The sequence below is a fragment of the Acinetobacter sp. MYb191 genome (genome assembly GCF_037572605.1).
Lineage (GTDB): Bacteria > Pseudomonadota > Gammaproteobacteria > Pseudomonadales > Moraxellaceae > Acinetobacter > Acinetobacter johnsonii.
On sequence record NZ_JBBGZP010000015.1, the window covers coordinates 1 to 19,827 of the forward strand.

General features: G+C 42.8%; 20 protein-coding genes and 2 tRNA genes. 8 read left to right on the forward strand and 14 right to left on the reverse strand.

All coding sequences use genetic code 11. The features are described from left to right. Nucleotides 1-110: 110 nt before the first annotated feature. Nucleotides 111-470: a transposase gene (locus WH214_RS10160; RefSeq protein ID WP_005401389.1), complete on the reverse strand. Its 360-nt coding sequence runs from the start codon at nucleotides 468-470 to the stop codon at nucleotides 111-113. Nucleotides 471-556: 86 nt separating this feature from the next. On the opposite strand from WH214_RS10160, the gene WH214_RS10165 reads away from it, so the two are divergent. Both WH214_RS10165 and WH214_RS10170 read left to right on the forward strand, forming a co-directional pair. Then, nucleotides 557-1,900: an APC family permease gene (locus tag WH214_RS10165; RefSeq protein WP_159128587.1), complete on the forward strand. Its 1,344-nt coding sequence runs from the start codon at nucleotides 557-559 to the stop codon at nucleotides 1,898-1,900. A 40-nt stretch (nucleotides 1,901-1,940) separates the two neighbouring features. Further along, the gene (locus WH214_RS10170; RefSeq protein WP_159128586.1) at nucleotides 1,941-3,353 is read left to right on the forward strand and encodes an NAD(P)/FAD-dependent oxidoreductase; all 1,413 of its coding nucleotides are present in this window, start codon (nucleotides 1,941-1,943) and stop codon (nucleotides 3,351-3,353) included. A gap of 72 nt (nucleotides 3,354-3,425) precedes the next feature. Here WH214_RS10170 and WH214_RS10175 read toward each other — a convergent pair whose 3' ends face one another. After that, nucleotides 3,426-4,325 (reverse strand): DMT family transporter, encoded by a 900-nt coding sequence (locus WH214_RS10175; protein WP_339422051.1) that lies wholly within the window; start codon nucleotides 4,323-4,325, stop codon nucleotides 3,426-3,428. Nucleotides 4,326-4,415: 90 nt separating this feature from the next. On the opposite strand from WH214_RS10175, the gene WH214_RS10180 reads away from it, so the two are divergent. Further along, nucleotides 4,416-4,964: a helix-turn-helix domain-containing protein gene (locus WH214_RS10180; protein WP_339422052.1), complete on the forward strand. Its 549-nt coding sequence runs from the start codon at nucleotides 4,416-4,418 to the stop codon at nucleotides 4,962-4,964. A gap of 72 nt (nucleotides 4,965-5,036) precedes the next feature. Here the strand turns inward: WH214_RS10180 and hisA are convergent, their stop codons facing one another. The 5 genes from hisA to hisB form a co-directional block, all read right to left on the reverse strand. Next, complete coding sequence (hisA, locus tag WH214_RS10185; RefSeq protein WP_339422053.1) at nucleotides 5,037-5,768, reverse strand: 1-(5-phosphoribosyl)-5-[(5-phosphoribosylamino)methylideneamino]imidazole-4-carboxamide isomerase; 732 nt, start codon at nucleotides 5,766-5,768, stop codon at nucleotides 5,037-5,039. 21 nt (nucleotides 5,769-5,789) lie between these two features. Next, a complete protein-coding gene (locus WH214_RS10190; RefSeq protein WP_339993299.1) occupies nucleotides 5,790-6,515 on the reverse strand; it encodes a 3'-5' exonuclease in 726 nt (241 codons plus the stop codon). A gap of 92 nt (nucleotides 6,516-6,607) precedes the next feature. Then, entirely contained in the window at nucleotides 6,608-7,072 is a 465-nt protein-coding gene (locus WH214_RS10195; RefSeq protein ID WP_339422055.1) for a DUF805 domain-containing protein, read from the reverse strand. A 289-nt stretch (nucleotides 7,073-7,361) separates the two neighbouring features. Continuing rightward, nucleotides 7,362-7,979: an imidazole glycerol phosphate synthase subunit HisH gene (gene hisH / locus WH214_RS10200; RefSeq protein ID WP_004691555.1), complete on the reverse strand. Its 618-nt coding sequence runs from the start codon at nucleotides 7,977-7,979 to the stop codon at nucleotides 7,362-7,364. Next, nucleotides 7,979-8,572 carry an imidazoleglycerol-phosphate dehydratase HisB gene (gene hisB, locus WH214_RS10205; RefSeq protein WP_004691554.1) on the reverse strand — a complete coding sequence of 198 codons (594 nt, stop codon included), beginning with the start codon at nucleotides 8,570-8,572 and terminating at the stop codon, nucleotides 7,979-7,981. Before hisB ends, hisH begins: the two co-directional genes overlap by 1 nt. Nucleotides 8,573-8,664: 92 nt before the next feature. Between hisB and WH214_RS10210 the strand changes: the two genes are divergently transcribed. The 4 genes from WH214_RS10210 (at nucleotide 8,665) to WH214_RS10225 (ending at nucleotide 10,410) form a co-directional block, all read left to right on the forward strand. Further along, a complete protein-coding gene (locus WH214_RS10210) occupies nucleotides 8,665-9,042 on the forward strand; it encodes a GNAT family N-acetyltransferase (protein WP_004691552.1) in 378 nt (125 codons plus the stop codon). A 186-nt stretch (nucleotides 9,043-9,228) separates the two neighbouring features. Then, nucleotides 9,229-9,304: transfer RNA gene (locus WH214_RS10215), tRNA-Phe, on the forward strand. A 136-nt stretch (nucleotides 9,305-9,440) separates the two neighbouring features. Then, nucleotides 9,441-9,516: transfer RNA gene (locus WH214_RS10220), tRNA-Phe, on the forward strand. A 141-nt stretch (nucleotides 9,517-9,657) separates the two neighbouring features. Next, on the forward strand, nucleotides 9,658-10,410 hold the full coding sequence (locus tag WH214_RS10225) for a class I SAM-dependent methyltransferase (protein ID WP_339422056.1): 753 nt from the start codon (nucleotides 9,658-9,660) through the stop codon (nucleotides 10,408-10,410). Nucleotides 10,411-10,420: 10 nt separating this feature from the next. Here the strand turns inward: WH214_RS10225 and WH214_RS10230 are convergent, their stop codons facing one another. The 4 genes from WH214_RS10230 to ompR all read right to left on the reverse strand — a co-directional run bounded on the left by WH214_RS10230 (nucleotide 10,421) and on the right by ompR (nucleotide 15,154). After that, entirely contained in the window at nucleotides 10,421-10,840 is a 420-nt protein-coding gene (locus WH214_RS10230; protein WP_004691549.1) for a GNAT family acetyltransferase, read from the reverse strand. 126 nt (nucleotides 10,841-10,966) lie between these two features. After that, a complete protein-coding gene (locus WH214_RS10235) occupies nucleotides 10,967-12,484 on the reverse strand; it encodes an acetyl-CoA hydrolase/transferase family protein (RefSeq protein WP_339422057.1) in 1,518 nt (505 codons plus the stop codon). Nucleotides 12,485-12,690: 206 nt separating this feature from the next. After that, nucleotides 12,691-14,151 (reverse strand): ATP-binding protein, encoded by a 1,461-nt coding sequence (locus tag WH214_RS10240; protein WP_125273607.1) that lies wholly within the window; start codon nucleotides 14,149-14,151, stop codon nucleotides 12,691-12,693. A gap of 238 nt (nucleotides 14,152-14,389) precedes the next feature. Continuing rightward, entirely contained in the window at nucleotides 14,390-15,154 is a 765-nt protein-coding gene (gene ompR, locus WH214_RS10245) for an osmolarity response regulator transcription factor OmpR (RefSeq protein WP_004691545.1), read from the reverse strand. A 336-nt stretch (nucleotides 15,155-15,490) separates the two neighbouring features. Between ompR and WH214_RS10250 the strand changes: the two genes are divergently transcribed. After that, nucleotides 15,491-17,842 (forward strand): Tex family protein, encoded by a 2,352-nt coding sequence (locus tag WH214_RS10250; protein ID WP_339422058.1) that lies wholly within the window; start codon nucleotides 15,491-15,493, stop codon nucleotides 17,840-17,842. Between the two features lie 55 nt (nucleotides 17,843-17,897). Here the strand turns inward: WH214_RS10250 and WH214_RS10255 are convergent, their stop codons facing one another. The 3 genes from WH214_RS10255 to WH214_RS10265 form a co-directional block, all read right to left on the reverse strand. Next, entirely contained in the window at nucleotides 17,898-18,215 is a 318-nt protein-coding gene (locus tag WH214_RS10255; RefSeq protein ID WP_004691542.1) for a hypothetical protein, read from the reverse strand. Nucleotides 18,216-18,309: 94 nt separating this feature from the next. After that, a complete protein-coding gene (locus WH214_RS10260) occupies nucleotides 18,310-18,729 on the reverse strand; it encodes a hypothetical protein (protein WP_339422059.1) in 420 nt (139 codons plus the stop codon). 35 nt (nucleotides 18,730-18,764) lie between these two features. Then, the gene (locus WH214_RS10265; protein WP_126035024.1) at nucleotides 18,765-19,652 is read right to left on the reverse strand and encodes an SDR family NAD(P)-dependent oxidoreductase; all 888 of its coding nucleotides are present in this window, start codon (nucleotides 19,650-19,652) and stop codon (nucleotides 18,765-18,767) included. Nucleotides 19,653-19,827: the final 175 nt, after the last annotated feature.

The following is a 19,827-nucleotide window of genomic DNA, read 5'->3' on the forward strand; positions in this document are numbered from 1 at the left end:
TTTTTTAATAATTATAATTTACATTTTTAATAAATTAACATTACATTAATGTACAGTTATTTATATGAATTAATACGTAGAGAATATTATAAAAAATAGTCCTTTTTTGACTAAGCGTAGAATCTTCCTCGACGACGTTTTAGCCCCAAAACATGGATGGCACGAACCAAAACTGCATAAGAAACCGAATAGCCAAAGTGTTGTTCAAAAAGTGGAACTAAATCGCTAATATTTTGAAATTTTGTATTTTTAACAAATACTTGAAATGCACTCCAGTCTTTAATATGGCTGGGTGCTCCACGGCTGTTGGCTACTTTTGGAGACAAGCCGCCTGTTTCTTCTTCGAGCTTAATCCATGCGTCTAAGGTCACACGAGAGATGTTAAATTCCTTGCAAACTGCAACCTTATAATCCGTGAGTTTATAGCGTTGAATCGCTGCTTTTCGGGTTTCTAAATCGTACTTTGGCATTTAATTCAATATTTTTAAAATAGCGAAGCTGTTATTATATGGCATAGTTGTTGCAAAAACCAAAATCACTAGATTAAAAATGAAAGATGGTGATTTCGGTGAAAAATGCAGATTTTTCTTTAAAGAAAATGTCACTATGGCAAGTGGTCATTATTGGTGTGGCCTATATGACCCCGATGGTCGTGTTTGATACCTTTGGGATTGTGTCTGGGATTACCGATGGGCGTGTGCCATTGGCTTATATTTTGGCGTTGGTTGCAATGTTACTGACCGCATTTAGTTATGCACGTTTTAGCCGAATCAGTGGTGACTCAGGTTCTGCCTATAACTACACGGCACAGTCGTGTGGAGCCAAAGCAGGCTTTTTTGTCGGCTGGTGTTCACTGCTAGATTATATTTTGTTGCCCTTGGTGAATGCCTTATTGGCAAGTATTTACTTAGAAGCTGTGATCCCGAGTGTGCCGTATTGGGTCTGGGTGGTTGTATTCACGGGTTTGGTTACGCTTATTAACTGTTTCCGAATCAATATTTTGGCGAATTTAAGTCTGTTGTTTGTACTTTTACCCTTACTGCTGATGGTTTTATTTATCTATCTAGTCATTCAAGGCGTGGGTTCTGAACAAGGCTATGATCATGTACTGACTTTAGCCCCGCTGTTTAATGGAGACAGTTCTGTTTTGCCTTTGATTGCGGGTGCATCGATTTTATGTTTTTCATTTTTGGGTTTTGATGCGGTCACGACCATGTCCCATGAAACCAAAGATCCGCAAAAGAATATTCCACGTGCCGTGCTGCTTACCACGTTGCTCGGGGGCGGAATTTTTATTAGTGCCTCATGGTTTATCCAGCTGTATTTTCCAAGCAATGTGCGTTTTAACAACCCTGACGAAGCCTTACCTGAAATTGTCCTCTATGTGGGGGGAGCACTTTTCCAAGCCGTATTTTTATGTGCCCAAATCATGAATACCTTCGCTTCAGGTTTAGCCACTCATGCCAGTGCTTCACGTCTGATTCATATTATGGCGAAGGATGGCATTTTCCCCAAAGCAACCTTTGGGCAGCTCCATGCAAAATTAGGTACGCCACTTTATGCCGTCTTAAGTATTGGCTTGATTTCGCTATCGGCCATTTTTCTAGATCTTGCGACGGTGGTCAGCATGATTAGCTTCGGTGCTTTGATTGCCTTTACGGCGGTGAATTTCTCGGTTTTTGTGAAGTTCTATCTGTTGGAAAAACAAACCCAAGGCATTAAAAACAAATGCCTCAATTTGATTCTTCCCTTGTTATCTGTATTGGTGATGCTTTGCCTTTGGGTCAATTTAGAACGAAATGCGCTAATTTTTGGTTGCGCTTGGCTGGCGATAGGCATTGGTCTATTTATTTATAAGAAATTGAAAAGACAAAACATTGTGATTGGAAATGCATATTAAACCCTGCATGAAAATGAGATAAATATTGAGTGTGAATGAAATGAAGATGAATAAACCGACATTTTTAGACGACGTTGAATACAAAACCAGTTCTGCAATGCAAAGTGGTAAAGAGTGGAATTGGTTGAACCCGCAGCGTGCTGCGTTTAGTCATCCAGCCAATTACTACGAAAGCTCGTTACAAGCATGGCATGAGTTTGAGCCTTTAAATGCGGATATCGAATGTGACGTGGTCGTTATAGGCGGTGGCTTACTGGGAGCATCGGCTGCACTGCATTTATCGGAGCAGGGTGTCGATACGGTCTTGGTTGAAAAAAACCGAGTGGGCAGTGCCGCCTCAGGGCGCAATGGTGGGCAACTCACACCGGGATTGGCACGTTGGGAAGCCGAAACCATGATTGAGCACTTCAGCTTTGAAGAGGCTAAAAAGTTATGGCACTTTACCTCAACGGAAGCGATGGCTTTGATTGATAGTATCACTGAAAAATATGACTTAGATGTGCAACGTAAACATGGACACTTGACGGCTGCGGTACACCCTGGACATTTAGATGCACTGCGTGAAGGGATGAAAGCACGTCAGTATTTAGACGAAAAAAATACCACAATGCTGACCCAAGATGAATTACGTGAGCATGTGCAATCCGACAACTATTTTGGCGGTCAATTGGATCAGCTCGGGGGACATATTCATCCTTTAGCACTGACGCGTGGTTTGGCTTATGGCTTTTGTCAAAACGGTGGCACGATTTATGAACAGACAGAAGTACAGTCAATCCAAGAACGTGCCGATGGTATTTATGTGACCACAGCGCAAGGCGTGATTAAAGCACGTAAAAGTGTGGTGATGGGCGTACATCATGCCTCATTTAAACTATTAGAAGAACGCAATCAAACCACCATTCCTTTTTATACTTATGTGTGTACCACTGCGCCTTTAGCATTGAATTTGAAAGAACTTTTGCCGACGGATCTGCCTGTATACGACACCCAGTTTCAAATTGATTACTACCGCGGGGTCTCAAAAAACCGATTGTTATTTGGCGGTGAAGGCACGGGTTCGTGTTGGGGTCCTGAACAAACCCATGACTATTTGCTAGGACGTATTCAACACGTATTTCCTCAGTTAGAGCAGGTCCAGCTTGATTTTGTGTGGAGTGGCACGACCGATTTAACCGTTAATGGTGCCGCAGATAGTCGCAAATTTGGCAGCCAATACCCAATCTATGCTGTTCAGGGGTGGAGTGGACATGGTGTTGCGCAAACGGTGCGTATTGGTAAAGCCATTGCGGATGATTTCTGCGGTCAGAGTGATGACTTTAATATGTTGACCCGTATTCAACATCAGAACATTCCTTTTGGCCGTGCACTGGCGCCGTTGGTCATTCCAATAGCCAAAAGCATGTATGGACTCGGAGCAATGATTAATCCGGGCAAGATGGTGTCATTCTAACCACCTGACTGAGCTACTGAATCGATGGCCATTGATCACTCGATTCAGCAGTTTTTGCGTTTCGGAGATGGGCTAAAGTTGTTCGACGTTCTTTTTCGACTTCAGCAGTTTTGGTTTCCATTCACTGATCATAATGCCAAACACCACCAAAAGCCCGCCCAACAAAGCCAGTGGTGCTAAGCGTTCTCCTGCAAGACGCCCAAACAGTGCCGCCCATACAGGCTCTCCTGCATAAATAATTGCCGCTTGAGATGGATTGACTGAGCGCTGTGCCCAATTCATTACATATTGAATCACGGCACTGGCAAGACCCAAGCCGAGTGCGATACTCAGTAAAGGCCATGAAAAGTCTGGAATGCGGTGTTCACCTGCCAATGGCATGGCTGCAAAGGCGAGCGCAGAGGCAACCGCCAGTTGAATCACCGTCACTCGACCAATATCGACTGTTGGGGCAAAATAACCAATCAGGATAATTTCCATCGCTATAGCGATTGCACCGAGTAGAGTTAAGGTCTGGCCAAAATTCAGTGAAATTGAATTCAGGCTATTGCCTGTAAGTAAGACTAAGCCCATAAATGCACAGAGCGCACCAATCCAAATCATAAAATGGGGCACTTTACGAAAGATCAGCCACAACAATACAGGTACCAAAGGCACATATAGTGCAGTTAAAAAGGCAGATTCACTGCTACTGACTGTTTGTAGTCCGACTGTTTGTGTGCCATAGCCAATAGTGATCATACAGCCAATCAATGCACCTGCCCATAAGTCCTGTCGGGTGATGTGCTTTAAATGCTGATAGGAAAATAAGCCAATAATTGTCGCGGCGCAGGCGAAACGACAACCCACAAAGAACATGGGGGAGCTGAAATTTAAGGCATATTTCACGGCCAAGAAGGTACCGCCCCAAATAAAGGTAATTAGAATCAGTGCAATGACAGGCGCTTTAGAACCGAGCTGAGTATTCAACATAAAAGAACTGGTGTGCAATATATTGCACATAGCTTGTCATGCTTTGTTTTTGTGTGCAATATATTGCTCAATGTTTTTTGATTTATCTCTATGAAGTCTCCTGCGGTACTACAACACGTCAGTCAAAATGTGCGTCATTATCGAAGCTTAAAAGGCTTGAGCCAGCAACAACTAGCGGATTTGGCTGGTTTAAGCCGTCGCATGGTGGCTGGGGTTGAATCAGGACAGGACAATATTAGTTTGGCGAAACTCAGCTTGATTGCCGATGTGCTTGAGGTCGATTTTGTACAGATGATTGCTGCACCTGAACAGCAAGGTCAAGCGGTCGTCAACGTTCTGGCTTGGCAGGGTACACAAGCACACAGTGAAGCAAAATTAATGGCCTCGGCGGCAGCAACACAAAAAGTTGAATTGTGGACATGGGTGCTTGCCCCAAATGAGCACTATAGTGCAGAACCTGACCCAGTCGGTTGGCGTGAGATGCTCTATGTGATGGAGGGGGAGTTAACTTTGGATTTGGCAGGTGACATAAAAGTCTTGGGGGTAGGAGAGTCGATTGTTTTTTCCAGTGCCATCGAATACCAATACATCAACCGTGGAACTGTACCGTTAAAATTTATTCGTAATGTGATTTATTAAGCAGCAGATTTTATACGCCAACATTTAATGAATAAAAAAGAGGTCCATAGACCTCTTTTTTAAATTCTACAATTAGAGCGATTGTTCATCTAACAGCAATTGTGCTTCACGTAGGTTTAAATTGCCTTCGTAAATCGCACGACCGGTAATTGCACCCAAAATACCAGGTTGACCTTTGAGGTTACGTACGTCATCAAGGTTGGTCACACCACCTGATGCAATCACAGGTAGGCCAGAGTATTGTGCCAGTTGAACAGTTTGCTCAACATTGACCCCTTGCATCATCCCGTCACGTGCAATGTCGGTATAGACAATGCTCGATACGCCCGCATCGGCAAAACGTTTGGCCAAATCGGTTGCTTTCACATCGGTCACATTGGCCCAACCATCGGTGGCCACCATGCCATTCATGGCATCAATGCCGACAATGATATGACCTGCAAATTTCTTACATGCTTCTTCAACAAACTCAGGGTTTTGAACAGCTTTGGTGCCAATAATGACAAAAGACACACCCGCTTCTAAGTAGTGTTCAATAGTTTCTAGTGAGCGAATACCGCCGCCAATTTGAATTGGCAGTTCAGGTTGTGCGCGAGCAATGGCTTCAACCACAGGTTTATGAATTGGCGTACCAGCGAAAGCACCATTTAAATCGACCAAATGTAAGCGACGCGCGCCTTCATTTACCCAGTGCTGTGCAGTTGCAACAGGATCATCAGAAAAAACCGTATCGTCTTCCATACGACCTTGTTTTAAACGAACACATTTGCCATCTTTCAGGTCAATTGCAGGGATGATCAGCATGCTTTCGCTCCTAGCCAAATCTTAAATAAAATCAATGTCCGTCATCTTAGCAAAGTATTGGCAATTTTCTAAGCATCTGTTACAGCTTTTCATGACGACAAGGTTTTGTTGTTTTTCTAATTCTTTGTAAATATCTTTTGGGAGTCGCTCTAAACGCCGCAATTCTTCAAAAACCAACAGCGCCGCATAGGCATCGGCAGCGGCATAGTCAACTTGTTCAGGCGTGAGTATTTTCCTCGCCCAATTTGAAGTGCTGACTTTTTTGCTTTTGGGGAAGTTGAGTTGAAACAGCAGGGCGATGGCATTTTTAATGCCGACAGGGTTGGTCAAACCAAAGCTGGCAAAGCATTTTGACAGCTCAACCACGCCCTTGAGCTCAAAACCTTTTTTACGGAACAGATGGGCATCATTTTTTAAACCAAAGCCCACTTTGAACTGGGTGGGATTTGCCAAAAATGGGGCTAAAAAAGCCCAAATAGGCGGGCTCATTTGAAACAAATAAGCCTGCTCGACGCTGGCCAGTTGAATGAGATGCGGACCCGTGGAGACTTCTCCGACTTGAAAGGTCGGTTTGGACTCGCTGTCGAAACCGAAGATGGAAACCTGTTCCAGTTCAGCGCGGATTGCTTCACACTGTTCTAAGTTTTGAATGACATGAATTGCTTGTTTTGGCAAATTTTGAAAACGAGGAAATTGTTGAATTTCGACTTTACTGGGAAGGATGTGTTGAAAAGAAGAATCCATCATGCTTTGACTATGCCATTGTTGCTTAAGCCTAAAGCTTTTGCATTGATTTAGCAAAACAGCCGACTTAGGCAGGCTGTTTTGCACAGGTGATTTTAGGACATAAAACCAGCCGCAATACCGCCGATAATTGCTAAAACGAAAATCATGATGTAAATCCATGCCAAAACGGCTTCCCAGCCTGCCGTTGGGCGTGGTGAGCCATAGCTGTTGCTACGATCATCACCTGGTGCGAAAATCAGGTAAAGCATTAGGATCACGTTGGCAAGAGGCACCAACATCAACAGTGATAACCAGCCCGTATGGTTGCGGTCATGTAGGCGACGAATAGTAAATACAAAAGTGAAGTACATCAGCGCAACATAGATCAGGACGATAAAAATCATGCCGCCACCGAAGTTGCCTGTTTCCAAGTTCACAAATGTATTAGGAAAGATGGCGATGAAAATACCAAGAATAATTGACGCTACAATGGCAAGTAGACAGTTCCATGCTAGGTATGAAAAACGTCCGAAACGACCTGCGGCATTCAGCGCAGATTCTTGTGCATATTGAGTCATAGTGACTTACCTTATCGTTGTAAATTAAGTTTTTTATAAATAAAAATGTCTAAAAAGCAGGCAAAGCATAATCAAATTTGGTGACAATGAAAAGGCATCTCAGCCATCTTGAGTACACTAGTCTGCTGTAAAGCAAAGATTTTATACATTGAAAGGCACAGGAGCGGGGTCACACGCCTCATTTACTTAAGCTGTTTCTGATTTATTTTGAGCCTAGATGCATCAATTTTGGATAAACAAAAGCCCAACCGAAGTTGAGCTTTTCCAATCAAACAGAAGCGGGAATGAATTAAATTTTCCATTCCACAAAGTTTTTCAGCAGTTGCAAACCTGCAGTATGACTTTTTTCAGGGTGAAACTGTGTCGCAAACAAATTTTCTTGATGAATTGCCGTGCAGAACTCTAAACCGTAGTCACAGGTCGCCGCCACAATACCAGAGTTCTTCGGTTCAACATAAAAGCTGTGCACGAAGTAAAAACGTGCATCTTGCTCAATGTCTTTCCACATTGGATGACTCGGATCAGCCTGATGAACTTGGTTCCAACCCATATGGGGTACTTTCAAGCCGTCTACATCAGGAAAGCGTTTCACACTGCCTTCAAAAATACCGAGAGCATCGACTCCGCCATTTTCTTCAGAGCGTTGCATCAGCGCTTGCATACCGACACAAATCGCTAATACAGGCTTATTAAATGCTGCATGACGAACGACTTCATCAATCCCTGCTTCATGCATGCCTTGCATACAGTCACGCATAGCACCTACGCCAGGGAACACAATTTTATCAGCTTGAGCCACTAACTTGGGATCATTGGTCACATCGACCGTTGCACCAACATGCTCAAGCGCTTTTGCTGCTGAGTGTAGGTTACCCATACCATAGTCAAGAAGGGCAATACGGGTCATTACAAACTACCTTTGGTTGAAGCAATGGTGTTGGTTGCACGTGGGTCAATTTCACAGGCCATACGAAGTGCACGCGCAAATGCTTTGAACACACTTTCAATTTGGTGGTGACTATTTTTCCCTTTGAGGTTATCAATGTGTACTGTCATGAGCGCATGGTTCACAAAGCCTTGGAAAAACTCAGAGAAGAGATCCACATCAAAACGACCAATCATGGCGCGGGTAAATGGAATATCCATAAACAAACCCGGACGGCCTGATAAGTCCACCACAGCACGGCTTAAAGATTCATCTAACGGTGCATAAAAATGACCGTAACGACGTAAACCTTTTTTGTCACCTAAAGCTTTGGCAAAAGCCTGTCCAAGCGTGATACCACAGTCTTCAACCGTGTGGTGATCATCAATTTCCAAGTCGCCATCACATTCAATATCAATATCAAATAAGCCATGTCGCTTGATTTGATCAATCATATGATCTAAAAAGGGAATACCTGTGTTGAGCGTGCCTTGACCCGTACCATCGAGGTTTACACGAACTCGAATTTTGGTTTCGTTGGTATTTCTTACCACTTCACTGATACGTTCTGTCATAGACACGTTCCTCAAAGACGTCAAATAATTGATGTAAAATGTTTCGCCGTAACGAAGTCACCGCATATTAGATTGCTCAGGAGGGTTTATCAATGCCTATTACCGTACACGCTTATACTTCACTGGAAAAAGAAGAGTTGCGCAGCCAGCTAGAGCGACTGTACGACACCAGTCCTGAATTTGGCGATGGGCATGATGCCGTAGAACAACTTGAGCAAAATCTAGCTCAGTATACCTTACTTTACACCGCAGAATTTAATACTAAAGTCATTGGTGCCATTTGGTGTAGTGGGCAGGGTGAAAATAAAACCTTAGAATACATCGTAGTACATCCTGCTAACCGTGGACGAGGGGTTGCGGAGCGGCTGGTTGAAGAAGTTTGTCGAATGGAAGAAGCCAAAGGTGTGAAAGTGTTCGAGCCGGGTTGTGGTGCGATTCACCGTTGCTTAGAGCACATTGGTAAAATTTAAGCTTTTTTAAAGCAGTCTTTGGGCTGCTTTTTTTCATGAATAGCGATGGTAATGCGCTTTAAGTGTAAAGAATGACTCAAAAAATGTACGAAGGGTGCTGAGTTTGCTGTAAAAGTAAACACTCAAATGGTTTTTTTGAAAACGGACTTGACGCTGCTTCGCTTAAACTGTTTAATACGCGACATCGGCGTGATAGCTCAGTAGGTAGAGCAACGGATTGAAAATCCGTGTGTCCCCAGTTCGATCCTGGGTCTCGCCACCATATTCAAAATCTTATTTAAAGATTTCAATCCCTGATCCCATCAGGGATTTTTTTTGCCTGAAATTTATCCGATCAAATAAAAAAGTGATGATTTTTATTGACTATTCATCCGAGATACGGCTTAATACACGGCATCGGCGTGATAGCTCAGTAGGTAGAGCAACGGATTGAAAATCCGTGTGTCCCCAGTTCGATCCTGGGTCTCGCCACCATATTCAAAAAAGCCTCAAACAATGTTTGGGGCTTTTTTTGTCCCATGAAAAGTAGGATTGTATAAGGTGTTGGACAACATCATGCTTTAGTTAATGGAAAATGTGCTAATTTTGAGTCAAAAAGAAGACTGAGAATGGCTTATGAAAGACCTTTTTTCATCGGGAAGTCAGCTTTATCAACTCGCACGTCCAAGTTATCCAGCAAGTTTGATTCAAGAAATACTCAAGCATGTGGCGACTCCTCAATTTGCATGGGACTGTGGCGCAGGGTCGGGGCAATTGACTCAATTGTTGGCGCCGCATTTTGATGCCGTGGTGGCGACAGATATCAGTGCTCATCAGTTACAACAAGCACCTTATTTTGAAAATGTCAGTTATCAAGTTCAGTCTGCAGAGCACACCAGTTTTGCTGAGCAGAGTTTTGATTTAATCACGGTGGCCCAAGCCATTCATTGGTTTGATTTTGATGGTTTTTATGCAGAGGTGCTGCGGACTTTACGACCTGAAGGCATTTTGGCGGTCATTGGCTATGGTTTGATACAGCTGCAGCAACCTGAGTTACAGGGCTGTATTGAACGACTTTATTTTAAGACTTTGAGAGGCTATTGGGATGCAGAACGACGTTATATCGACGAGGCCTATCAAACCATTCCTTTTCCCTTTGAGGAAATAGCGACGTCTGAATTGTCGATGTCATTTCAATGGTCTGCTGCTCAATTGTTGGATTATTTAAATACATGGTCTGCACTGAAACATTATCGAGCGAAAAATTCAGATGACCCCTTATATGAGTTCAAAGCATTCTTTACGTTGGATGATCACGCGAACCAACTCTTTGAGCTTAAATTTCCAATTTTTTTAAGATTGGGTCGTCTACCTGTATCGGCGCATTGAGTGTCTGAGCTTAATCGGCAATCAGACGTTTACCAAAGCACACGACTTCGATTTCCTCATAGCCTAGCTGCTCATAGAAGCTTTGCACGTCGATGTTTTCTTTACGTACAAGCAGTTGTAGTTTGGGGCAACCTAAGGCAATCAGGCGCTTCTCGAGCTGCTGTATGAGTGCAGTTGCGACTCCATTGCGTTGAAAGTGTGGATGTACTGCCAAATAATTAATCCAGCCGCGATGGCCATCATAACCACCCATCAATGTGGCGATGAGTTGTTCATCTTTAACAGCCAGTAAAAATAAACCATCTTTTTGCGCAGTTTTTCTAAAAATATCAATTTCAGGGTTATTCCAAGGGCGAGTGAGGTCGCATACCTCCCAAAGTGCAATGACGTCTTCTAAATCTGTTTCGAGATAGGGGCGAATAATGAACATGAGCTTGGCATTTTTATTTTTGGATGCCTTTAGATTAATTGAGTTTTTTTATTTTGATAAGTGTTTTCTTACACTTTTCATCAGCCATAAAAAAACGCCCAATCGGGCGTTTTTTAAAACTTTAAATTAAGCAGATTTCGCTTCTGCTTGAACAGGAAGCATGTGACCTGTTTCTTCGAAGTTAGAGTGCCAAGAAAGTGCTTCACGAAGTAAGTGTGGAGTATGACCACCTTTTGCACATGAACGATCAAAGTAATCATTTAATGCATCACGGTAAAGTGGGTGTGCACAGTTGTCGATAATCGCACGAGCACGCTCACGTGGCGCTAAACCACGAAGATCTGCCAGACCTTGTTCAGTGACAAGGATGTCCACGTCGTGCTCTGCATGGTCAACGTGTGATGCAAATGGAACGATTGAAGAAATGTCGCCACCTTTTGCAATTGATTTGGTCACGAAGATTGCCAAGTGCGCATTACGTGCGAAGTCACCTGAACCACCGATACCATTCATCATTTTTGTACCACAGACGTGAGTTGAGTTTACGTTACCGTAAATATCAAATTCAAGTGCAGTATTGATGCCGATAATACCTAAACGACGAACCAATTCAGGGTGGTTTGAGATCTCTTGCGGACGTAAAACCAATTTATCTTTGTAGGCTTCAAGGTTATTAAATACTTTCTCGCCGTATTTAGCTGAAAGGGTAATTGATGAACCTGAAGCAAACTTCATTTTACCTGCATCAATCAATTCAAAGGTACAGTCTTGTAGGACTTCTGAATACATCACGAGGTCTTCGAAGTTCGAATCTTTAAGGCCTGTAAGTACAGCATTGGCAATTGAGCCAATCCCTGCTTGTAATGGGCCTAAGTTTTTCGGTAGACGCTCTTCAGCCACTTCTTTTTCAAAGAATGCGATTAAGTGATCTGCAATGCCTTGAGTTTCATCATCTGGCGCAGTTACTGTTGATGGAGAGTCGTGCAAGTCGTTGTTGATGACGATACCCACGATTTTTGCAGGATCGATATTGATCGCGTGCGTACCAATACGCTCATCTACTTGAGTCAATGGAATCGGTTGACGGGTCGGACGGTAAGTTGGGATGTAAATATCGTGTAAGCCTTCAAATGCTGGGCTTAAGTTGGTGTTGATTTCAACAATCACTTTTTCTGCGAAAATTGCAAAACTTGCAGAGTTACCTACAGACGTTGTTGGAATGATGCCACCATCTTCAGTGATCGCAACCGCTTCAATGATCGCTACATCTGGCTTTTTCAACTGAAGGTTACGCATTTGCTCAACAGTTTCAGACAAGTGTTGGTCAATGAACATCACTTCGCCATTGTTAATGGCTTTACGTAAAGTGTTGTCCACTTGGAACGGTAAACGACGTGCCAATACACCCGCTTCAGTCAATTGCTTGTCTAGGTCATTACCTAAAGAAGCACCAGTAATTAATGTGATTTTTAAAGGATTTGTGTGTGCACGTTTAACCAATGCCAAAGGTACAGCTTTCGCTTCGCCAGCACGAGTGAAGCCACTCATACCTACAGTCATGCCATCTTCAATAAAAGCAGACGCTTCTTCTGCACTGATGACTTTATCGTGAAGTGAAGCTAAACGGATACGATCTAAAGACATGGTTTACTCTCGTTAATATTCTGGATCTGGCACCGATTGTACCGATCAAGAACGACATTGTGCATACCTGTTAGGCTAAGGTCTAATTTTTTGAAAAAATGTTGGTATAAGGGATTCTGATGATTTGTAAGTGGTTGAAATATATTTGGTAAAATTAAATTGTTGAATAGTTGAACAAAATCGTTTGATCAACTATTGTACAAAGTTTAAAAATGCTCAACCAAGGTTTGCTTTAATTTTTCGAGTGGGTTGTTGCTGGAAATTTCAACATCTTGATTGTGATGAAGAGGCAGCGAAATAATTGCTTCAAGTCCGCCTTGTTCCCGATTATGAATGCTGAGTTGACCTTGGTGAATGTCGACAATGCGCTTCACAATGGCGAGACCTAAACCACTACCTTGAACTGTTCTGGCTTCATTCCCACGTACAAAAGGTTGCATGAGTTCTTCAATTTGATCATCAGGAATACCTTCACCATGGTCTGCTACGCTAATTAAAATATGTTCATTTTCCACTGTTGCGGAAAGTTCAATCGGCTCAGCACCGTAGCGTTTTGAATTATTAATCAAATTACCAATCAGGCGTTTAAGAGACAGGCTACGTGCTTGAATAATCGGTAATTCAGCAGGTTCAAAACGAATATCCAATGGTTTGAATTGCACCACCAATTCTTGTAACAGCATATTTAAATCGGTGTCTTGGATTTCCTCATCCGAGCCGTCACGCATATAGGAAATGAACTGATTTAAGATTGCGTCCATATCTTCAACGTCATAAATCAGTCCTTCTTTTAAAAAATCATCATCGGGCATCATTTCCGCACTGAGTCGAATACGGGTCAGAGGAGTGCGTAAGTCATGTGAAATCCCTGCCAACATAATCCGACGGTCACGTTCAGTTTGATCTAGGGTATAGATCATGTGATTAAACGCTTGGTTGACCTCGCGAATTTCTTGAGGGCCGTGATTGGTTTCTAAATACGGCGCTGTGCCTGTTTTACTATAACTATTGGCAGCATTTTGCAGACGGCGCAGTGGGCGATTGAGCTGACGAACCAAGGTTAAAATAATGGCTGCTGCAATAAGTGGTACGCCAAGCAGCCAACCGAAAATTAACTCAGGGCTGTAGTTGGCATAGGTTTTCAGTGGTTCGCGGACCCAGTTGCCGTTCATTTCAGGAGTTTGAATCCAAATACGCGGGCTGGGTTTAAACTGGAAATATACTGTGGCATGTTCGACTTTTAATTCTTTGGCCAACTTAGCTTCAATTTGGTTGGTAAAGAATTCGGCGATGACCTTATCTTTGACATTGGGATATTCTTTGGGATCGGTGACGTATTCAATGCCAACTCGGCTTCTTAGCCAGTCATCGACATCGACTTCAGTATTTTGATGATAAATCCGTAAATCGGGGTTGTTGAGAATTTCTATTTCAACAGCAAGATAACGAGCATGTTGTTGGATTTCTGGAAGATATAAGGTGCGCCAAAAGAACCACAAAGACATAAATAAACTGAAAAATACAATGAAGAGTACTAGTACGGTGGTACGCATGGCAGCAGAACGCGGCTTGATTTTATCTAAAAAGCGTTCCCAGCGCGTGCGTTTCCGTTCTGAATACGCTTCGTAATCTGTAAACTTCTGAGGGTCGATGGGTTCGAGTTTCACGCCAGCTTCCTGTGGACTATTTTTTATCAATGTTACTGAAAGATACAGCAGAGTTTTGCCGTTTTTATCAGTAATAGAAGGAGCTCATTCTGTTACTTTTTAAAAAGTAACCAAAACTTTTGCCATTCGCTGAACTCGCAATAAAGTTGACGAGCCTTGAAAGTAAAATTGGCTCAAACAGCAGCGAATGGCTTTTAGGGACAATAAGTTCGGTGAACGTTTACATTATTAGAGCTTATTATTCCGCGCCGTCTGGAACGAACACATAACCTACACCCCAAACCGTTTGAATATAACGTGCACGAGCAGGGTTTTCTTCCACAAGGCGACGTAGGCGCGATACTTGAACATCAATCGAACGTTCCATTGCTCCCCATTCACGGCCACGCGCAAGGTTCATCAATTTGTCGCGAGTCAAAGGCTCACGTGGATGTTGTACCAAGGCTTTCAGGACCGCAAACTCACCTGTAGTTAGGGTTACGACTTGACCTTCACGCGTTAGGGTGCGTGTTGATAAATCAAGTGACCATGGCCCAAAGCTGACCACTTCCATTTGTTGGCTTGGTGCACCTGGAACTTCACGTACTTGGCGGCGCAGTACGGCGCGAATACGTGCTAACAACTCATTTGGATTAAATGGTTTCGGTAAGTAGTCATCTGCACCCGCTTCTAGACCTGCAATACGGTCTGAGTCACTGCCACGTGCGGTAAGCATAATAATAGGCGTATCAATATTGGATTGGCGTAGACGACGGCAGATACTTAAGCCATCTTCAACAGGGAGCATGAAGTCGAGCACAATCAGTGAAAACAGTTCGCGCTGTAATAGACGATCCATTTGGGTTGCGTCATGCGCTGTTTTCACCACAAAGCCTTTATCTTCTAAAAAGCGTTGGAGTAGCGTACGTAAACGCACATCGTCATCTACCACTAAAATGCGTTCAACGCGATCTGCGTCGCTATGTACAGCATCTGTTTTTTCAGCAGGTACAACTAAACTCATTGAAGTGCTCCTTTATTCTTTATTGTCATCGTAAACAAAAGTCGGGACAGTCTTGAGTATACGACTCATTTGTATGTCTTTACTATGCTCTAAAGCAACAAATATTGCAGGTAAAATCAAGACATAGATACCAAATGTATACATCTTAGCCCATAGAAAAAAATGGCAAAGAATACCTAAAAATAAGATTTAACACTGAAAATGAGATGGATTTCTGAAATTTGCCTGAAATATGTCACATTTAAGCCATTAAATTAATAAAAACAGTTGTGGATTTTATAGTCTTGGTCTTTATAATCATGGCTTTTAGTACATATCCTTGTGGGATCACATACGATGACTGACTTAGTTCAGCAGTTGGCAAAAGAAATTGCCGTACGTCCAAATCAAATCGAGGCTGCCATCAAGTTGATTGATGAAGGTGCTAGCGTTCCATTTATTGCGCGTTACCGTAAAGAAGTCACGCAAGGCTTAGATGATGCGCAGTTACGTCAGCTCGATACACGTTTGGCTTACTTACGTGACTTATTTGAACGTCGCGACAAGGTAATCGAATCATTAAAAGAACAAGACAAATTGTCTGATGATTTATTGGCACGTGTAAATGCTGCTGAAACTAAAAATGCTTTAGAAGAAATTTACGCACCGTACCGTCCAAAACGGACCAGTAAATCATTTAAAGCCAAAGAAGCAGGCTTAGGCCCGATTGCAAAAAAAATCTTTGCAGAAGCGGTTGATCCAGCTGAAGCATTGGCAGGCTTTAGCCATGAAGATTACCCAGATCTAGAAAGTCAGTTGGATGCGATTCAACATATTCTAATTGATGACTGGGCGCAGAATATTGCACTGACCACTGAACTCAAGGCAATGTTTGCAAAAACAGCCACTTTAAAAAGTTTAGTGGCAAGTGATGAGAAAAAAGAAGTTGGCAAAAAATTCCGCGATTACTTCGACTTTTCTGAAAATTTAAATAAAGTCCCGTCACACCGTTTATTGGCTATGTTACGTGGCCGTCAAGAAAACGTTTTAGGTTTAAAAGTTGATGGCGAAGATGATGCACCATTGGCGCGTATTGAAAATGAATATGGCCTTGAAACTGCACAGCCGCAAGCACGTCAAGATTACTTAAAACAAACAGCTAAATTGTTCTGGTTAGGTAAGGTTCGTCCAAGCATCGAACATTCGTTGCTCACCGAAAAGCGTCTTGCCGCTGAGTCTGAAGCAATGGATGTTTTTGCTGAAAACTTACGTCATTTGTTGTTATCTGCACCTGCGGGCGCACGTACAACCTTAGGTGTGGACCCTGGCATCCGCACAGGGGTGAAATTGGCTGTGGTGAATGCATCAGGTGATGTACTTGCACATAGCACGATTTATCCATTTGCACCCAAAGATGATAAAGCGGGTTCAATTGCAGAACTTGCCCGTTTATGCCGCGAGTTCAATGTTGACCTGATTGCCATTGGCAATGGTACAGCGAGCCGTGAAACAGAAAGCGTTGTGGCTGAAATGATGGCTGCAAACAGTGATTTAAAACTGACCCGTGTTTCTGTATCAGAAGCGGGTGCATCGGTTTATTCAGCATCTGAATTGGCTTCTGCGGAGTTACCAGAGTTAGATGTGTCGATTCGTGGTGCAGTGTCGATTGCACGTCGTTTACAAGACCCATTGGCTGAACTGGTGAAAATCGATCCAAAATCGATTGGTGTAGGTCAGTACCAACATGATGTAAACCAAACGGGTTTAGCGAAAACCCTTGAAGCTGTCGTTGAAGACTGTGTGAACTCAGTGGGTGTGGATGTTAATACTGCATCATCTGCTATCTTGGGTTATATCGCAGGTTTGAATAAGTCGATTGCGCAGCAAATTGTCGATTTTCGTAAAGAAAATGGCCGTTTTGACAACCGCCAAGATTTGAAGAAAGTGCCACGTTTAGGCGAGCGTACTTTTGAACAAGCGGCAGGTTTCTTACGTATTCAAGATGGTTCAGAGCCACTGGATGCTTCTGCTGTTCACCCAGAGTCTTATGCGCTGGTCGGTAAAATTGTTGAAGCGAAAGCGACGACAGTGAAAGATATCATTGGTAACTCTGAAATCATTCGCCAAGTGAATGCTGAAGAATTTGCAGATGAGAAATTTGGTTTACCAACCATTCAAGATGTACTGTCTGAACTGGAAAAACCAGGTCGTGATCCACGTCCAGAGTTCCGTACAGCAAAATTCCGTGAAGACATTACCGAAGTTGCGCAACTGACTGAAGGCATGCAGCTTGAAGGTGTCGTGACCAATGTGACGAACTTCGGTGCTTTTGTGGATGTGGGTGTACACCAAGACGGTTTAGTCCATATCTCAGAATTGGCCAATGAATTCGTTGCAGATCCGCATAAAGTGGTGAAGCCAGGGCAAATTGTACAAGTTCGTGTACTCACTGTAGATGCTGAGCGTAATCGTGTGAATTTGTCGATGCGCCCTGAAGGTGCTGAAGCGCCTAAAGCTCCGCGTCAACCACGTCGTGAAAATACAGAGCGTAGTGAACGTAAACCACAAGGTAAACGTCCACAACAATCACGTCCGCAAGGCGAGCGTGCCCAGACAAACAAGAAGCCGCAAACGGCTAAACCTCAAGAAAATAAGATTGGCGGTTTAGGTGCATTGTTACTTCAAGCAGGGATTAAAGGTTCGAAATAATCTTTAAGATTTGAATAAAAAACCTCCCAAGTGGGAGGTTTTTTTATGGTTGCTTTTATCCGTTGATGATGGGCACGATCCAACTGGTGATAATCAGCATAATGCCAAAGTGCCCAAGCTTTCGGCAAACTTTGACAAAGGTTGGAGCGGGTTGTTCCAGTCGAGTAGCATAATCTTTGAGGCTTATGGCTTGGGTACTGCGGCTATGCCACAGGAAAACAGCAAGATCGATACAGATTAGAATCGTCCCGACATTGGCCACGATATCCATCATCACATAATCTTGTAAATACAGGCTACTGCCTACTCGGTAGCAGAGATAAATCGCAAAAGCGATACACACATATTGCAGTACGAAAGTAAAAGCGCGCATAAATTCACAAAATAAAAAAAGACGGCTGTTTATAACACAAAAAGTAGAAGGGGCACGTCGTCTTTATCTTTTGTCCACAAAAAAGGTATGAGTCTTAACTGATTAGGCTTTGTCCAATCAGGCTGGAAAAAATTGAGATTAAACCTATTTTTGAAAAAATATTGCTATACATGCTTGGGGGGTGTGAAGTTGGCCCAGCTTCTGTTTCTAGTGAGCGTATTTCACTCGTTAGTGGGGTAGTCTGTTGTGGTGCGTGTTGGCTCTTAAAGCCAAATTCGAGCAAGATCATCAGCAAACCGCCATGAATCAGCACTTGCCAGATTGAAATATGAGAGAGGGTGAGTTCTGTATATAGATTAAAAGTGGTAATTGCAGCAAAGATGAAGCAAAAAAGCTTGAATAAATAAAGTGCCTGCATTTCTTTTCCCCTTTTATTGTTGCTCTTATGGTGGACTTTTTTTCTTAAGCGAATATTAAGGACTATAAAAGAGTGGTGAAAAATTGAGTTACCCAACCTTTAATCAAAGGTTGGGTAAATTGTAAGAAAACTTACCAGTGTTCACCTGGGAACAAGCGTGCATATGCTTTTTGTACCCAGTTGAGTTTTTGCTGTTCGCCCACAGACGCGGTAGAACTTGGGAATAAGTTATAACCAATCGACATGAGCTTATTGTTGATGTCTGGTGCAATTGAATAAGTGATTGATGCCAAACGCCCTAAGTTAGTTGCCACTTTCTTCGGGCGTTTCACAATCGCATAAGCAACTAGATCTGCTGCTTGTTCAGGCGAAAGAGTCGGAACGTATTTATAAATTTTCGTCGGCGCAATCATTGGAGTGCGTACCAAAGGCATATAAACCGAAGTAATCGCAATTTTATGTGAATGCACTTCGGCAGAAAGACAGCGACTGAATGCATCTAATGCGGCTTTAGATGCCACATAAGCTGAGAAACGAGTGGCATTTGCCAATACGCCAATCGAGCTAATGTTAATAATATGCCCATCACGACGAATCATCATTTGTGGCAGGATGTTCATGACTAAACGTACAGCACCAAAGTAGTTGAGTTGCATGGTGCGTTCAAAGTCGTGGAAGCGTTCTGCTGACTCATGTACAGCACGGCGGATCGAACGACCTGCGTTATTAATTAAAATATCAATATGATCGACTGAAGCTAAAATCTGCTTAGAGACTTCATCAATCGAGTCTAAATCATTTAGGTCACATGGAAAAACAGAAGCTGAACCACCTTTGGCTTCGATTTCTGCTTTAACTTCATCTAGTGTTTCTTTGGTGCGCGAAACTAAAAGGACGTGTGCTCCTGCGTCAGCCAGTTTGTGTGCAACGGTTAAACCAATACCACTTGAAGCGCCTGTAATTAAGACGGTTTTTCCATTTACGCGTTCTTTAAAAAGTCTATCTATTCTTGAATTCACGTTATCATTCCTGATCTAAGTCAAATATTTGAGGGTTATGGCTGTTTTTATATTCGATTATTAAGGCTGCATTTTCAAAGAAATGTAGCGGCTTTCCTTCACGGTATAATACCTAAACTGCTTAAAAATATCACGGCATAAGTTATTGAAATAATAAATAAATTTAGAGCAAAAG

What these genes read in the sequence shown, in the direction of transcription:
- WH214_RS10160 (WP_005401389.1), bottom strand. Translation starts at nt 470, where the DNA reads ATGCCAAAGTACGATTTAGAAACCCGAAAAGCAGCGATTCAACGCTAT.
- WH214_RS10165 (WP_159128587.1), top strand. Translation starts at nt 557, where the DNA reads ATGGTGATTTCGGTGAAAAATGCAGATTTTTCTTTAAAGAAAATGTCA.
- WH214_RS10170 (WP_159128586.1), top strand. Translation starts at nt 1,941, where the DNA reads ATGAAGATGAATAAACCGACATTTTTAGACGACGTTGAATACAAAACC.
- WH214_RS10175 (WP_339422051.1), bottom strand. Translation starts at nt 4,325, where the DNA reads ATGTTGAATACTCAGCTCGGTTCTAAAGCGCCTGTCATTGCACTGATT.
- WH214_RS10180 (WP_339422052.1), top strand. Translation starts at nt 4,416, where the DNA reads ATGAAGTCTCCTGCGGTACTACAACACGTCAGTCAAAATGTGCGTCAT.
- hisA (WP_339422053.1), bottom strand. Translation starts at nt 5,768, where the DNA reads ATGCTGATCATCCCTGCAATTGACCTGAAAGATGGCAAATGTGTTCGT.
- WH214_RS10190 (WP_339993299.1), bottom strand. Translation starts at nt 6,515, where the DNA reads ATGATGGATTCTTCTTTTCAACACATCCTTCCCAGTAAAGTCGAAATT.
- WH214_RS10195 (WP_339422055.1), bottom strand. Translation starts at nt 7,072, where the DNA reads ATGACTCAATATGCACAAGAATCTGCGCTGAATGCCGCAGGTCGTTTC.
- hisH (WP_004691555.1), bottom strand. Translation starts at nt 7,979, where the DNA reads ATGACCCGTATTGCCCTTCTTGACTATGGTATGGGTAACCTACACTCA.
- hisB (WP_004691554.1), bottom strand. Translation starts at nt 8,572, where the DNA reads ATGACAGAACGTATCAGTGAAGTGGTAAGAAATACCAACGAAACCAAA.
- WH214_RS10210 (WP_004691552.1), top strand. Translation starts at nt 8,665, where the DNA reads ATGCCTATTACCGTACACGCTTATACTTCACTGGAAAAAGAAGAGTTG.
- WH214_RS10225 (WP_339422056.1), top strand. Translation starts at nt 9,658, where the DNA reads ATGAAAGACCTTTTTTCATCGGGAAGTCAGCTTTATCAACTCGCACGT.
- WH214_RS10230 (WP_004691549.1), bottom strand. Translation starts at nt 10,840, where the DNA reads ATGTTCATTATTCGCCCCTATCTCGAAACAGATTTAGAAGACGTCATT.
- WH214_RS10235 (WP_339422057.1), bottom strand. Translation starts at nt 12,484, where the DNA reads ATGTCTTTAGATCGTATCCGTTTAGCTTCACTTCACGATAAAGTCATC.
- ompR (WP_004691545.1), bottom strand. Translation starts at nt 15,154, where the DNA reads ATGAGTTTAGTTGTACCTGCTGAAAAAACAGATGCTGTACATAGCGAC.
- WH214_RS10250 (WP_339422058.1), top strand. Translation starts at nt 15,491, where the DNA reads ATGACTGACTTAGTTCAGCAGTTGGCAAAAGAAATTGCCGTACGTCCA.
- WH214_RS10255 (WP_004691542.1), bottom strand. Translation starts at nt 18,215, where the DNA reads ATGCGCGCTTTTACTTTCGTACTGCAATATGTGTGTATCGCTTTTGCG.